Origin of the sequence: Gilliamella sp. Choc5-1 (genome assembly GCF_001690595.1) — a bacterium.
In the GTDB taxonomy this organism is placed as follows: domain Bacteria; phylum Pseudomonadota; class Gammaproteobacteria; order Enterobacterales; family Orbaceae; genus Gilliamella; species Gilliamella apicola_M.
In genome coordinates, this window is the sequence record NZ_LZHH01000040.1 from 16,296 (window position 1) to 31,900 (window position 15,605).

General features: G+C 35.8%; 13 protein-coding genes. All 13 read right to left on the minus strand.

Annotated features, from left to right (window positions below; translation table 11 throughout):
* Window positions 1–148: 148 nt before the first annotated feature.
* Window positions 149–2,071 (minus strand): BglG family transcription antiterminator, encoded by a 1,923-nt coding sequence (locus A9G35_RS03490; RefSeq protein WP_141673757.1) that lies wholly within the window; start codon window positions 2,069–2,071, stop codon window positions 149–151.
* Entirely contained in the window at window positions 2,072–2,812 is a 741-nt protein-coding gene (dagF, locus tag A9G35_RS03495) for a 2-dehydro-3-deoxy-phosphogluconate aldolase (protein WP_034910444.1), read from the minus strand.
* Window positions 2,812–3,951, minus strand: a complete 1,140-nt coding sequence (locus A9G35_RS03500; protein ID WP_065635693.1) for a DgaE family pyridoxal phosphate-dependent ammonia lyase — start codon at window positions 3,949–3,951, stop codon at window positions 2,812–2,814. The genes dagF and A9G35_RS03500 overlap by 1 nt, the downstream gene beginning before the upstream one ends.
* Window positions 3,929–5,083 carry an amidohydrolase/deacetylase family metallohydrolase gene (locus A9G35_RS03505; RefSeq protein WP_065635694.1) on the minus strand — a complete coding sequence of 385 codons (1,155 nt, stop codon included), beginning with the start codon at window positions 5,081–5,083 and terminating at the stop codon, window positions 3,929–3,931. The genes A9G35_RS03500 and A9G35_RS03505 overlap by 23 nt, the downstream gene beginning before the upstream one ends.
* Before the next feature lie 58 nt (window positions 5,084–5,141).
* Window positions 5,142–5,780, minus strand: a complete 639-nt coding sequence (locus A9G35_RS03510; protein ID WP_065561395.1) for a DUF4310 family protein — start codon at window positions 5,778–5,780, stop codon at window positions 5,142–5,144.
* A 29-nt stretch (window positions 5,781–5,809) separates the two neighbouring features.
* Window positions 5,810–6,562, minus strand: a complete 753-nt coding sequence (locus A9G35_RS03515; RefSeq protein ID WP_065635695.1) for a DUF4311 domain-containing protein — start codon at window positions 6,560–6,562, stop codon at window positions 5,810–5,812.
* Window positions 6,563–6,582: 20 nt separating this feature from the next.
* The gene (locus A9G35_RS03520; protein WP_065635696.1) at window positions 6,583–6,879 is read right to left on the minus strand and encodes a DUF4312 family protein; all 297 of its coding nucleotides are present in this window, start codon (window positions 6,877–6,879) and stop codon (window positions 6,583–6,585) included.
* A 13-nt stretch (window positions 6,880–6,892) separates the two neighbouring features.
* Entirely contained in the window at window positions 6,893–7,261 is a 369-nt protein-coding gene (locus A9G35_RS03525; protein WP_065635697.1) for an SFCGS family glycine-rich protein, read from the minus strand.
* Between the two features lie 46 nt (window positions 7,262–7,307).
* Window positions 7,308–7,616: a PRD domain-containing protein gene (locus tag A9G35_RS03530; protein ID WP_081300104.1), complete on the minus strand. Its 309-nt coding sequence runs from the start codon at window positions 7,614–7,616 to the stop codon at window positions 7,308–7,310.
* Between the two features lie 407 nt (window positions 7,617–8,023).
* Window positions 8,024–8,935, minus strand: a complete 912-nt coding sequence (locus A9G35_RS03535) for a TPM domain-containing protein (protein ID WP_065635699.1) — start codon at window positions 8,933–8,935, stop codon at window positions 8,024–8,026.
* 106 nt (window positions 8,936–9,041) lie between these two features.
* Window positions 9,042–9,878, minus strand: a complete 837-nt coding sequence (locus A9G35_RS03540; RefSeq protein WP_065635700.1) for a TPM domain-containing protein — start codon at window positions 9,876–9,878, stop codon at window positions 9,042–9,044.
* Between the two features lie 41 nt (window positions 9,879–9,919).
* Window positions 9,920–10,510: a LemA family protein gene (locus tag A9G35_RS03545; RefSeq protein WP_442903166.1), complete on the minus strand. Its 591-nt coding sequence runs from the start codon at window positions 10,508–10,510 to the stop codon at window positions 9,920–9,922.
* A 799-nt stretch (window positions 10,511–11,309) separates the two neighbouring features.
* Window positions 11,310–15,527, minus strand: coding sequence for a DNA-directed RNA polymerase subunit beta' (gene rpoC, locus A9G35_RS03550; RefSeq protein ID WP_065635702.1), 4,218 nt, complete (start codon window positions 15,525–15,527; stop codon window positions 11,310–11,312).
* Window positions 15,528–15,605: the final 78 nt, after the last annotated feature.

The window sequence follows — 15,605 nt, forward strand, 5'->3', positions numbered from 1 at the left end:
GTCAATGGGATCACACAATATAATTTGTTTTAGTTGTTGATTATTACTTTAATATTCATTTTGTTAATGATAATTTTTTTCTTGTAAAGTTCTTTCAGGAAACACCCATATTTCAGTATAAAAGTAGTTATTTTGGTCTTTTCATTTATTATGATAATCGGCACAAACTATCTTTCATAATCGCTCGAAAATCATCAAAAGTTCTGCTATCTAATAAACGTTTGGTAGACTTTTCTTTGACAAAGTTTACAAACAAATTATATATTCGCATAGCATCTTCATATTCATCTTTGCTAATTGCTAATAAAAAAATAACATGTGCAACTTCATTTTTATCCCAAACAATACCTTGTGGTGCTAAAATAGTCGTAACTACAGTTTTTCTTGCCAACAATCCAACTGAATGAGGAATAGCAATATTTTCACCTAATAATGTAGAGACTATTTTTTCACGCTCAACAACTGATGGATAAAAATCACTACCAACATATCCTGATTGTTCAAGCCTTACACAAATACTTTTAAAAATCTCTTTTTGTGTCAATGGTTTATCAATAATAATAAAAAACTTTTCATCAAAAAAACGTTCAATAATATAAGGCATTTTTCGATCAACCATTGCCAATCGCCCTAATTGTTCAAGCTGATAAGCTGTCGGAAATGGTGCTATTTTGACAATTTGTTTGTCTTTTTCAGTTAAACGAACAGTTGATACAACAAAATCCTCTTCTATCTGTGTTAATTGCTCATACTCTCGATAGGAAAGTGTACGATTAATTTGGATATGCGGAAAATCTCTTTTAATTTTTGATTCAACCATACGCAAAGTTGAGTTACTGAGCTCACTAACTAATAGAATTTGTGCAAATCTTTCATGCCCTGCACTATAATTTCGCTCCAATGCTACACCAATATGTATGGCTAAATAACTGATTTCATCCTCTGTCATTTTAAATTCTGTATACTTTTCTGTATTAGTTAATGCAGAAAGCGTAATATCATAAGCAAATGGGTAATATTGTTTAATTTCATGCAATAGAGGATTGGTTGTTCTAATTTGATATTTTATCCTAGATAACATTGATGACGTATGAATCAGCATATCTTGGCGTAATTTAGTATCATCCCATAAATTATAGTGATATGTATCATTAATATAAGATAATATATGCTCAACTAACGCCAAACTTTTTGCTTGATTTGGGGATTCTGTTATTGTCCGAGAAATAATTTGTACACACAGGTAATTAAATTCCGCATCACAAAGTACACTGCCTAAAAAATATGAAAACTCTTCTGAAATTTCACGTGCAGCACTAATAACTGTTGTATTAATTTGATCAACTTGATATTCAAGCAACTCATAACCTTGAGTAATACGAGTGATAGATACTGCGCAACTGTAAAGCAAATATCCCAGTCCTTCAGCATTTAACTTTAGTTCAAAACTTTCAAGTTGGTTTTGTAAAATCTTTTCAAGATAATCTAAATCAATATCATTTAATATTGTCTGACGAAGTCTGTTTACGTTTATAGTATCTTCTGCCATATGACGTTGCCACAATATATCAGTTAAACACGCTCGAATTGATGACTCCTCGCCAACTAAGTACATCCCATAATAAGGGCGATTTTCAAGAGATAAATTGTACTTATCTAAATATTGTTTAACCTCGATAACATCATTTTGTAAAGTACTGCGACTTAAAAACCACTCATCAGCGATGTCATCCAATTTCACAGAATTAGACTGTGTTAAAAAAGCAATCAATAAAGCCGAAATCCTTTCTTTACTAGTTCTTGGAACTTGCTCAATTGCTTGAGTGATAGGCAATTGAGCATAACTGACAGGATCGGTTACTACAAGTTGATATCCTACATTTTTAGTATAATCAACCTGAGCACCATAACTACGTAGAACATCGTTAAGTGCTGAAATATCAGTACGAATTGTGCGAGTAGATACTGAAAAGCGATTAGCTAACTCTTGCTGAGGTAGTGTCTCCTTTTTTATAGTATCAAATAAATACGCTAATCGCTGATAAGAGAAAAGCACTTTAGATGACATCATTTATCCTACTAGTTTTTGTGTGATAGCTAAAAGTTGTTTGACATCATTGGTTCGCGTTGCTCCTGTCGCTTTATCAATAATAGAACTATAGATGTGTGGAATAATTTTTTTTACACCTGCATCTAAGGCAATTTTTAAAATTGCTTCATAATTATCTAGATCAATTCCACCTGTCGGTTCAAGATAGAAATCGTACTCAGCGCAACACTTAGCCACATACTCAAATTCATCTTTATGTTTTAGTCCACCCATGGGAAAATATTTTATTGAACTGCCGCCCATATCTTTCAATAAAGCGATAGCCGTTTCCACTGGAATAACTCCTGCTGGGGAATTTGAGCTTAAAGGTCCAGTTGCAATATTAACTAAACCAACTTTACCTGTCGGCGAAACTAAACCATTAATAACAGTTTGTTTTTGCCCTAATAATGCTCTGCTAGTTGCAACACCAGTGAAAACTTGGTTAATATGCTGTGGTTGAAGTACCGCTGAAATTTCAGACACCATAATTGACTGATTTGGATCACCTGCACCAAGCCCCACAGAAATGGCATTATCGATAGCTGCTGCGTATTTTTGCATATCCGCAATCGCCGAATCATTATCTGAATAGTTTTTAGATAAGATACCAACAACTACATGATTTTGTGCCGCTTCATAAATCTCTTTTGCATTATCGATTGAATTTGCTAAAACATTTAAACAAACACGATCGTTATAATAATTTGGAGTCAGTTGCATTATTTTGCTCCTTGAATAATATTTTTGATTTTGTTGTAAATAATATCGAGTTGGGCTGATGTTACACTACGCACATCGGCATCAACTTTACCTTCATTGGCTTTATATTCTCTGAAATACACTGCAATTTCGCCTTTTTTCATCAGGTCAACTATCTCAATTGCAGATTTACCTATTACACTTGCATCAAACGTTATTTCTGCACGCGCAATATCACGTCCTGCACCATCCCAAACGACTCTGGCAGATACTCCATCAAGTGTATTTAGGCTTTCAATAAATGGTGTCATTTTAGTCACCATTTGCTGTCCTGTTTCAGTCTTTTTATCAGTAATATAAAGTTCAATAGCTTTTGTTAATCCTAAAATACCTTCTTTTCCTACTTTCATTGGTCGGCCAATACCTTGTGATTGTAGTTTTAACCATTCCACCGCCTGATGACGACCAATAACCAAACCACTAGTTGGCCCTTCAATTGCTTTAGCACCACTATAAACGACCAAATCTGCGCCTTGCTGATAATAAGTTTGTAAATCTTCTTCCGCCGCTGCATCAACAATCAATGAGATATTATGTTTTTTTGCAATTGCTACAGTTTGTGCAACCGACAACATGCTTTTTTGGACACAATGATGTGACTTAATATATAAAATTGCGACAGTATCTGGATTAATTAGTGATTCAATATGTTCAGGCTTACACTCGTTGGCATAACCAGCTTCAACAATAACCCCACCACCTAAAGAAACCATTGTGCCAATTGGTGCACCAAAATTAACATTATGACCTTTAGGAACAATGATTTCACGGGGGACATATTTGTCAGATGAATGCAAATTAAATAATAAATCGCGATCATCTTTGATAATTAATCCAGCAACAGCTTGGGCAATACCAGCAGAAGCACATGATACTACCACCGCATTTTCAACATTAAGCAATTTAGCAATATATTGACCGGTTTTATCAACCAAATCTTTAATTTCGAAATATTCATTTAGCCCATGAGATACAGTATCGACCACTTCAGGCCTTGGCGTTGAAACACCTAAAATTGTCATTCGTCCTGATGCATTAATTACCTTTTTTAGGTTATATTTACTGTAAACATCTTTTTCAGTTTGAGATTCTGAGCTCATTTTTACTACCTTCTTCTGTTATTTCAATTCGTATCAAATGGTTTTTCTCATCAGCAACAATAGAGGCTAGAGGAACAAATTGCTCATCACTTTGTCTAACTTCACCTTCTGAATCTAATAATGAAACTGTTTGCTGTCTAATATCAAAAATAGTCAAATCTGCATCATAACCAACCGATAAAACACCTTTATTTTTAAGCTGCAAAACTTGTGCCACATTTTTCGTCACACTATCAATGATTCTTTTTCGACTATAACCAAGACAGATAAACTTTGTCATCACATTAGCCAAGCTAAAAACTGGTCCCTGTAAACGATTTTTAGAATAAATATCAGAGCTAATAGTATTAGGATAAATATCTAAGCATTTAGCACGTTCTGCTACTGAAAAACTAAAACTTTCACCACCATGACCGACATCCAATATCACACCACGTTCAATTGCTCGTTTAATTGAACCACGCAGTTTATTTTGTTTATCAAAGATTTGATTTGGTTTACCATTAAAACAATGTGTAATAATGTCACCTTTTGTTAACAAATCAGCAATTTCATCAAGTTCTGGAGGATTATTACCAACATGGATCATTAAAGGTAAACCACTTTTTTTTTGCATTTCTTTAGCTTTAACTAAGGGGAAAATGCCATTTTTACCTACTACACTACGGCTCATTCGCACTTTGATCCCAATAATAAAATCGGGATACTTAGCTAATGCCTCATCAAATAAGGGCACATCAATATCTTGTATATCGGCGAGTTCACTTTGCCTTAATAACCCAATTTTAGAAATATTTAAAAAAGAGTAAACATGTGTACTTGCTTGCTGAGCTAATTGATAAAACTCATCTGCATCGACAGCTCCAATGCTACCAGCATCAACAACAGCGGTGACACCAGCTTTAACGCCTATCAAATCAGGATCATCATGATAAATAGGTGAACGAGCAAAACAATGGGTGTGTGAATCAATCCATCCAGCACTGACATAGTGCTTATTTTGTAGATCTAAGACACGCTCAGATTGGTCTATAATAGAACTAGCAATCGCAACGATCTTTCCATGATGAATAGCAATATCTGTTACTGATTCATCAATTTGTTTGGCATTTTTTATAATTAAATCATACATATTCTATTCCGAATCCCCTCTTTGCAATTTAATAAATTACAGAGGGGAATAACTAATATTATAAAATTGGGAATATACCACCAAAAATCATAGCACCTAAAATAGCTCCACCTGTGATTGGTTTTTTCCATACATAAAAAAGTAGCGCCCCCAACAATGAACCGGTACCAATAGGAATTGAAGCAACCATCGCAGATAAAATAATCATAGGACCAAGAAATCGTCCTGATGCATTACCTGCCCCCATCATGACATCAGCACCAAAAGTTGAACCACCACTACTATTGACGGTGAATTTACGGATAAGAATAATAATTAAGCCTATAAGCGCACCTAATATCAATCCGGTTGCTAACGCTACAAAAAAATTTTCAACAGGTAAAGTATAGCCGCCAGCTAGCAGTAACGCAGGTACACCAAGCCCAATACCTGTTTGCAATGCACCTCCGATATCTAAAATGCCGACCAATGAACCTTCAATAACACGAGCAAATAAAAAACTAGCACCAAAAGCCGCGACAGCGCCATAATCGCCAGTGGTCATTCCGGATTTAAGCATAGCAACAAATGCAATTTCATTAAATGCACCAATACCGTACACATAGAATGTATGCGTTCCAGCAAAAATACCGGCAGATAATAGCCCACAAATGATAGGGAAAGACCAATCGGCATACCAAAAACTTTTATTGATCATTGTTTGTGTATTCATAATGTGTCCCTATATTATTTAAACCAATAAGATAAACCATCTCTAAACGAGTTAATCATCTTCAAATCAAAACCACGGAAATATCCACTCATAACAAATAAAATAATGACAGCAACTAACATGATTTTCATCACACGGTTCCAGCCACTATCATCTACACCTTTGCCAATCAATATACCTAACACCAACCCAGGTACTGCATTGCCCATAATTAACTGTGCAAGTCCACCAAATAACGTTCCCCAAAATCCACTACGACGCCCAGCATCCAGTGCTGCTAACCAGAAAATAACGGGCATAACAGTTGCAACTAACAAGTTAGCGGCAGGAACAAGAACCTTCGTTGCAGTAATTTTTAGCGAATCAGGAATAACTGAGGTGGTTGTATTTAAAAATAACACCACAATCATCCCAATAAATGTACAAGCAAAAGCCATTTTTTTAGGATCATGTAAGGTTTCTGCAAGATTACGATTTTTTATCATCAATAAAGCTCCACCCCAGTTAGGGATGATGCGATGATCAACGTCTTGAGTAAAAGAACCAGCTGCAACCGATGAAGCCCATGCATTAAAAAAGAACCCTAAACCAAATGAAAAATGCGCTGCAGGATCACCTTCACAAGAATTAAGTTCACCTAATGTCCGAAACGCTCCCATCCCTTGATAAGTTGGTGCATGAAACATTCGAGCAGCTCCCGCACCGACCCCAAAACCACAAAGTCCGCCGATAATAATAGACTTGAATGCAATAATTAAAATTTCCATAACTTCCCTTTTACGTTATGTTATTTTGAAGTAAATTTAATATCATTTAAATCAATAAAAATTACGTTAACAGATACATCAAGCGTGATTTCATAAAATGTCTTTTTCCTTGGCAAAAAGATAAACAAAAAACGTTCTGTTGTTATCTTTTCTATTGCTGATACAACTTGAATATCAATTGGTTCTATTCGCAACATAATATTATTAATGTTTTTGAGTACTTCTTTCTGAACCTGACTTAAAGCTATAGCAAAAGCTCGCTGCTTAGAATCACCATGACCTTTTACTCTAACAAGTATCTGTTCTGCTTTTTTCATTCTTATTTACCGTTTATGAACGTGGATATTTTTTAAGAAATGCTTTTGCTACACGTTGTCCTAATTCTTCCGTGTCCATAAAACCAAAACCAAGAACTTTACAGCCGTCATTGATAGCTGTTTCACCTTCTTCAATTGATCGCATACCATGGCGTTGTGAATAGCCATATTTATTTTGTGCAGTAATAGCCCCAGCTCCGCCACTACCACAAAATGAAAGGCCCAAATCGGCATTTTCTTTATCCATTACATCACCTAATTTCATATCTGCAGCCATACCTGGAATGACAATTGCACGACAACCTTCTACTGAATTAATTCCCTCCGCAATTTTTTGCCCTTTTCCCATTCTATCGCCGATAACAATGACTATTTCTGTCATAATATTTCTCCTATTAATTATTGTTTTTTACTTGTCTAGTAATCTTTTAATTTGCTTTAGCAACTTCATAATGAACTGCCAATAAATATGCTTCTTCCATTGGTAAACTATTAAATAAGCTTACTGTTTTCCGTGCTAGATCTAAGGACTCTTCTGACAGCTCCTCAAATAAAGTTGGATCAACTTCTGGTAATTTTTCTAAGGTTTTAGCACGTGTTACCATCGCTTTTACATGTGATAGTAACATTGCTTTTTGCATATCATTTTGGGTAATTTGGTGCTGAACTAACCAACCATTAATAATGTCAATGGTTTGTTCGGTAACACGTTCAGGATCAAGGCTATCTTCGATCATACAAAATTGTATTTGGGTCATAACTAATACAGATCTCTTATTTTGCTAAGGGGGATTAGATGATTTAAGCCTAATGCAAATAAAACTTAATGTGGATAGAGACTTTTTCCTGCAGTAACAGGAAATTTGTTATAAGATGAGCTAAATACAGTAATAGTCAGATGTTATTATTCTTAAATTGATAATTTACAAATTGAATTTATGTTCAATTTTGTGAGTTAGATCATAAAATAAGTTAAATTTATTTTTCCATTAAAAACGCTCAATCTAAGATAGACAAGAAAAATCCATTTACACTTCTATCAAAACGCCTAAAAATCAATCAAAAAAAAATCCAATAAAACCAATGCTCTTTCTGACTGATTTTTAACCATTGATATTTAATGTTTTTGGTGGGATTAATTATATTACCAGCTACCTGAGGCACCACCGCCACCACTGCGGCCTCCACCGCCGCCGCTAAAGCCGCCGCCACTACTAGAACCACCAAAACCGCCACTTCCTCCGCGATTATTTCCTCCTCTTCCGCCAGCTCCGGGAGTTAAAAAGCCGCTAACCATGGTACTCAAAGTAAATACGACAAACATTATAACATACATCAAAAATGCTATCTCAAATATATATTGCACATGCCAAAGGGTGAATCCAGTAACAGATAATGCGTTAAATAAACCTGTACGTAAACATTGTTTGCTTTTATCTTTACGATACAATAATTTGGCAAGTATAAAACAAATAAGAAATGACACCAGCGCATACTTACTCAACATAGAAGTAAAATCTTCTGAAAATAACAGGTTAAGGTTAAGGCCTTGTTCATTATCTTCACATTTCAGGGCAGGATTATCAATTTTTTGTTTCAGCACAGATAAGGCATTATCAATACCCTGATAATAGTTATTTTGTCGAAATTGTGGGGCTAATTGTTCACGAATAATTTTACTGGCAACTAGGTCGGTAATAGTTCCTTCAAGCCCATAACCAACCTCAATGCGCATGCGTTTATCATCTTTAACAATAAGTAATAAAATACCATTGTCTTGTCCTTTTCGACCGATTTTCCATTGAGTAAAGACTCTATCTGCGTATTGCTCTACGGTTTCATTATCGAGTTTAGAGAGCATTAAAACGGCTATTTGTGCTCCATCTGATCTTGGTTTTTCAAAGTCAATTAAGCTTGCTTCTAATGCGTTTTTTTGTGATTCAGTTAAGGTTTTGGTCGTGTCAATGACTCGATGAGAAAATTGGGGGATGTCAGTCAGCCCATAACTGAACCAACTGAACATTAACAATAAGCTAACTAGAAAATATCTTTTCATTAGATTTCATACCTATGATTAACAATTGTGAATAAAATTTTGCCTTTTCAATTAACAATAAATAACTATTTATTGTCTATATTGCATTTAATTTTTGTTAATTAATTTACCAACTGCCGGAAGCGCCACCGCCGCCACTGCGGCCCCCCCCACCACCACGAAAACGGTCTGAATCATTATTGGATGAACGATCTCGGTCATTATAATCATTATTCCATCGGCTAGATTTATTCGTTTCAAAACGTCTATCTTTAGTAAGTAAATAATAAATAAGTAAGCTAAAAACACTATTTAACGAATCAGAACCCAAAACCCGTTTAGCAAAACGTTTAGCGGTAAACCATGAAATAGCGATGCTAATAAGCGGTGATAGTATGATCAATAGAAAAAAATATGGAAAAAAATCTTGATTAGTTGGTATTTGCCCAAGATCGGCTTGTTGCTTATTATAGATTTGCGTTTGGGATAACGATTGCAATGATTCGGTTGTTTGGTGAGATGTCGTCAATGCGACAGCTAAAGCAGCTATTGCGTTACTAATCCCATTGTTAAAGTTTCCTTGCTTAAATTGTGGGGCTAATTGTTCGCGAATAATACGACTCGCTACTAAATCGGTAACAAGGCCTTCAAGCCCATACCCCACCTCAATACGCATCTGTTTATCGTCTTTTACAATCAATAATAAGATGCCATTATCCTGCCCTTTTTTTCCAATTCCCCATTGGTTAAACACTCTATTTGCGTAGTGTTCCACTGTTTCGTTGTCAAGTTTTGCTATCATTAAAACAGCTATTTGTGCTCCATCTGATCTTGGTTTTTCAAAGTCAATTAAGCTTGCTTCTAATGCGTTTTTTTGTGATTCAGTTAAGGTTTTGGTCGTGTCAATGACACGATGAGAAAATTGGGGGATGTCAGTTAGCCCATAACTGAACCAACTGATCAAGAATAATACACTACATAGAAAATATCTTTTCACGATAATAATTAACCAAAATCTACTGCGGGTGGATTAGACATTTGCTTTTCATCATCAACCGTAAATTGTTGTTTTGGTTGTTTTCCTAAGCTATCAGCAACCCATTTAGTCGGTAACTTACGGATATAGATATTAAATGTTTGCACTGCTTCGATATATCGCCCGTGCGCAACAGTGATACGATTTTCAGTACCTTCAAGCTGACTCATTAAATCTTGATACAGGGTGTTAGCTTTTAGGTCTGGATAGCTTTCACTGACTGCAATTAAGCGACTTAATGCTGAACTCAATTCTGATTGTGCTTGTTGGAATTTTGAGAATAAAGCTGTGTCGGTTAGCTGATCAGCATTAATCTGAATCGATCCGACTTTTGCTCTAGCTTCAGTTACTTGGGTTAAAACGTTTTTTTCGTGTATGGCATAACCTTTTACGGTATTAACTAAATTAGGAACTAAATCAGCCCGACGTTTATATTGATTGAGTACTTCAGACCACGCTGCAGCCACGTTTTCGTCCTTCGTTTGGATGCCATTATAACTTGTAAAATAGATAAATGCCCCAATAACAACTAACACTACAATGATTAATAACGATTTGATTTTCATCAGTACGCCTCATATTATTGTTTATTTTATGAATATTTCAAAAAAATGATGTCCCTGCCAAGGGATATAAAAACCTTTACACACTTATGCTTTGCTATATTTCATTAAAAAGCCACTAATTTTATTTAAATGCTTTATTTTATACTTGTTTTAAATAAAATCAATCACTTATATATAAAATTCGATTCTTACTATTAGGTTTTAAACGCTTTTCTTATCACCATATCTGTTTTATTATTGCTCACAAAACGTGGTTGGGCTAACTGAATTATAAAATAGCTAAATTGAAGAAAAATGCGAGTTGTTTACGTCTCATCATTAAAATAATCTTCAAAAAACCTTAAAAAATCTGTCCAAATTATTTAACTTTTTGTTTTATATATTTTAAATATGAAAATTATGTTACAGAACAATTAAAATTGGCTCTTTCTTGGGACTTTTTTAATTTTTAGACGGTATAGAATCCTGAATATTTTTTACAAAAAATATCACCTAAAAAGTGAACAGTTGTGTAATTACTTTATAGGAAAAACAAAACTCACGTAAAATCACACTGTCAGTTTCGGTGTTTTATATTCAATAAAAGTCTTATTATATAATGCGTTATGATGATTTGAGTATTATAAATGAATGTTCCAGATAAATGTTTGGTGTCGATAGATAATATTTATTAAGATAGTTTTTTAAGTTAATTAAATAGCTGTAAACAAAGTAAATAATCCCTATAGTTTATTAAACATCATATAAAAAAATAGCACGCCATGCGTGCTATTTGTTAATTAAACCTAACAGGTTATTGATTCTCTTCAGCTGAATTGAGTAACTCAGCTAAGTTAGCTGTTGCTTCTTCTGCTGAAATTGTTGTTTGAATGTCATCAGTTGCTGGCATTGCACGTTTACGTAAACGCTCTTTATGGTAAGCATAACCCGTACCCGCCGGAATTAAACGACCAACAATCACGTTTTCTTTTAGACCACGTAATTCATCATTTTTACCAGCTACCGCTGCTTCAGTTAAGACGCGAGTTGTTTCTTGGAACGAAGCCGCTGAAATAAACGATTCAGTCGTTAACGAGGCTTTGGTAATACCAAGTAAGTCGTGTAAGTAAACAATTGGCTCTTTACCTTGTGCTTCAAGTTCACGGTTGATAATCTTCAAGCGTGAAACTTCAAGCTGTTCACCTTCAAGTAGACGAGAACCACCAGGATGAATAACTGTTGCTTTGCGTAACATTTGACGAACGATAACTTCAATGTGTTTATCATTGATTTTTACACCTTGTAGACGATAAACTTCTTGAACTTCGTTAACAATATAACGTGTTACCGCATTAACACCACGTAGACGTAAAATGTCATGTGCTGATTCAGGTCCGTCAGAAATTACATCACCACGACCAACTTGTTCACCTTCAAATACGTTAAGTTGACGCCATTTTGGAATCATCTCTTCATATGGTTCACTGCCATCTAATGGAGTAATAATTAAGCGACGTTTACCTTTAGTCTCTTTACCAAATGAAATAATACCGTCAATTTCAGCCAAGATAGCCGATTCTTTCGGTTTGCGTGCTTCAAATAAGTCAGCAACACGTGGTAAACCACCGGTAATATCTTTGGTACCAACAGATGCTTGTGGAATACGAGCAAGTGTATCACCGATATTGATTTCAGCACCATCTTCTAACTGTACTAATGCTTTACCAGGTAAGAAGTATTGTGCAAGCATTTCTGTACCAGTAAGGAAAATATCGTTCCCTTTAGCATCAACAAGTTTGATTGCAGGGCGTAAATCTTTACCTACACCAGTACGTTCAGCCACATCTAAAATCACGATAGATGATAAGCCAGTTAATTCGTCAGTTTGGCGAGTAATAGTTTGCCCATCAACCATATCAACAAAACGGACAAAACCTTTTGCTTCTGAGATAACTGGCATAGTATGCGGATCCCAGTTAGCAATTGTTTCACCAGCGTCAACTGCTACGCCATCACCTTTACTTAAAATCGAACCATAAGGAACTTTATAGGTTTCTTTCATTCGACCAAGTTCATCAATAATCGTTAACTCAGCATTACGAGAGGTGATAACCAATTTTTTATCTGGGTTAGTCACAAATTTAGCATTAGTTAATTTAATGCTACCTTTGTTTTTAACTTGAACGCTAGACTCGGCTGCAGCTCGCGATGCCGCACCACCGATATGGAACGTACGCATGGTTAACTGTGTACCTGGCTCACCGATTGATTGAGCCGCAATAACACCGATTGCTTCACCTTTATTAACCAAGTGACCACGGGCAAGATCACGACCATAACATTTTGCACAAACACCAAAATCAGTATCACACGACACAACCGAACGAACTTTAACACTATCGACTGATTCCGCTTCAAGTAAGTCACATTTACTCTCGTCAAGTAGCGTGTTGCGTGGGATTAAGATATCCGCACTGCCTGGTTTTAATACGTCTTCAGCCGTTACTCGACCTAACACACGCTCACGAAGTGGTTCTTTAACATCACCACCTTCAATAACTGGTGTCATAACAACACCTTCTAGGGTGCCACAGTCATCTTCAATAACCACTAGATCTTGCGCAACATCAACTAGACGTCGGGTTAAGTAACCTGAGTTTGCTGTTTTTAAAGCCGTATCAGCAAGACCTTTACGCGCACCATGAGTAGAGATAAAGTACTGTAGTACGTTTAGTCCTTCACGGAAGTTTGCCGTAATTGGTGTTTCGATAATCGAACCATCTGGTTTTGCCATCAAACCACGCATACCTGCTAACTGACGAATCTGAGCAGCCGAACCACGAGCACCTGAATCAGCCATCATGTAAATGCTGTTGAAAGAAGATTGTACTTCTTCTTCACCGTCACGGTTGGTAACTTTTTCTGTTGATAAGTTATCCATCATCGCTTTAGCAACACGTTCATTGGCTGCCGCCCAGATATCGATAACTTTGTTATAACGTTCACCAGCTGTCACTAAACCTGATTGGAACTGCTCTTGTATTTCAGCAACTTCAATTTCAGCTTCATTGATGATTTGTATTTTCTTCGCCGGAATTTCCATATCATCAATACCAACCGATACACCTGAACGTGCAGCATATGCAAATCCAGTATACATAATTTGGTCTGCTAGAATTACCGTTTCTTTCATACCTAATTGGCGATAGCAGATATTTAAAATCTTAGAGATCGCTTTTTTACCCAGTGGTTGATTGATAACTGAGAAGTTCATACCTTTAGGCATGATTAACCATAAAATTGCACGACCAACTGTTGTATCAATAAGTGAAGTGGTTTCTTCCCATTCACCAACGCTATTACATTGACTTTCGGTAATACGAACTTTAACTTTAGCATGTAATTCAACTAGACCTAAACGATACAGTTTTTCTGCTTCTTTAGGGCCTGTTAATACCATGCCTTCACCTTTCGCATTGATTTTATCACGAGTCATATAGTAAAGACCTAACACCACGTCCTGTGAAGGAACGATGATAGGCTCACCACTCGCAGGTGAAAGAATATTATTAGTCGACATCATCAACGCACGCGCTTCTAATTGAGCTTCTAGCGTTAATGGAACGTGAACCGCCATTTGGTCACCATCGAAGTCGGCGTTAAAGGCCGCACAAACTAATGGGTGCAATTGAATTGCTTTACCTTCAATTAGAATCGGTTCAAATGCTTGAATACCTAATCTATGTAATGTTGGAGCACGGTTTAGTAATACTGGGTGTTCACGAATAACTTCATCTAAGATATCCCAAACAACTGCGTCCTCGCGCTCAACCATTTTTTTCGCTGCTTTAATTGTAGTAGCGAAGCCTCGGCGCTCTAATTTGCCATAAATAAATGGTTTGAATAATTCTAATGCCATTTTCTTAGGTAAACCACACTGATGCAAATGCAAGTATGGACCTACGGTAATAACAGAACGACCAGAATAATCAACACGTTTACCTAACAAGTTTTGACGGAAACGACCTTGCTTACCTTTAATCATATCGGCAAGTGATTTTAATGGACGTTTGTTTGAACCAGTAATAGCTCGTCCTCGACGACCATTATCAAGTAATGCATCGACAGATTCTTGCAACATACGTTTTTCATTACGTACAATAATATCTGGTGCTGCTAAGTCTAATAAACGTTTTAAACGGTTATTACGGTTAATCACTCGACGATAAAGATCATTAAGATCTGACGTTGCAAAACGCCCTCCATCAAGTGGAACTAATGGACGTAAATCTGGTGGCAGAACCGGTAATACATTTAAAATCATCCATTCAGGTTTATTTTCAGACTGAATAAATGCTTCAATAATTTTAATACGTTTAGTTATTTTTTTGCGTTTAGTTTCTGAATTAGTCGTTGCTAATTCATCACGTAAAGCTTCACATTCCGCTTGAACATCAATATTTCTTAGTAGTTCTTGAATAGCTTCTGCGCCCATGCGAGCATCAAATTCATCACCAAATTCTTCTAATGCATCTAAATATTGTTCTTCAGTTAAGATCTGACCACGTTCAAGATTTGTCATTCCCCCATCAAGAACCATAAATGATTCAAAATAAAGAACACGCTCAATATCACGAAGTGGCATATCGAGTAATAAACCAATACGAGATGGTAATGATTTTAAAAACCAAATATGTGCTGTTGGTGATGCAAGTTCGATGTGCCCCATACGTTCACGGCGTACTTTAGCTTGAGTTACTTCAACTCCACATTTTTCACAAATAACACCACGGTGTTTTAGACGTTTATATTTTCCACATAAACATTCATAATCTTTTACTGGTCCAAAAATACGTGCACAAAACAATCCATCACGTTCAGGTTTGAACGTACGATAATTGATTGTTTCAGGTTTTTTGACTTCACCAAAAGACCATGAGCGAATCATATCAGGAGAAGCAAGGCCTATCTTGATAGCATCAAAGTCTTCAGTTTTTGTTTGTGCTTTTAGAAACTTTAATAAGTCTTTCACAATTGACTCCTATGGAGTTAAACCAATTAGATAACTTATTATTACTAATAAGTTATCCCTATAAATAGAAATCATTTA

Coding starts and splice junctions, on each gene's coding strand:
- A9G35_RS03490 (WP_141673757.1), bottom strand. CDS start 2,071: ATGATGTCATCTAAAGTGCTTTTCTCTTATCAGCGATTAGCGTATTTA.
- dagF (WP_034910444.1), bottom strand. CDS start 2,812: ATGCAACTGACTCCAAATTATTATAACGATCGTGTTTGTTTAAATGTT.
- A9G35_RS03500 (WP_065635693.1), bottom strand. CDS start 3,951: ATGAGCTCAGAATCTCAAACTGAAAAAGATGTTTACAGTAAATATAAC.
- A9G35_RS03505 (WP_065635694.1), bottom strand. CDS start 5,083: ATGTATGATTTAATTATAAAAAATGCCAAACAAATTGATGAATCAGTA.
- A9G35_RS03510 (WP_065561395.1), bottom strand. CDS start 5,780: ATGATCAATAAAAGTTTTTGGTATGCCGATTGGTCTTTCCCTATCATT.
- A9G35_RS03515 (WP_065635695.1), bottom strand. CDS start 6,562: ATGGAAATTTTAATTATTGCATTCAAGTCTATTATTATCGGCGGACTT.
- A9G35_RS03520 (WP_065635696.1), bottom strand. CDS start 6,879: ATGAAAAAAGCAGAACAGATACTTGTTAGAGTAAAAGGTCATGGTGAT.
- A9G35_RS03525 (WP_065635697.1), bottom strand. CDS start 7,261: ATGACAGAAATAGTCATTGTTATCGGCGATAGAATGGGAAAAGGGCAA.
- A9G35_RS03530 (WP_081300104.1), bottom strand. CDS start 7,616: ATGATCGAAGATAGCCTTGATCCTGAACGTGTTACCGAACAAACCATT.
- A9G35_RS03535 (WP_065635699.1), bottom strand. CDS start 8,935: ATGAAAAGATATTTTCTAGTTAGCTTATTGTTAATGTTCAGTTGGTTC.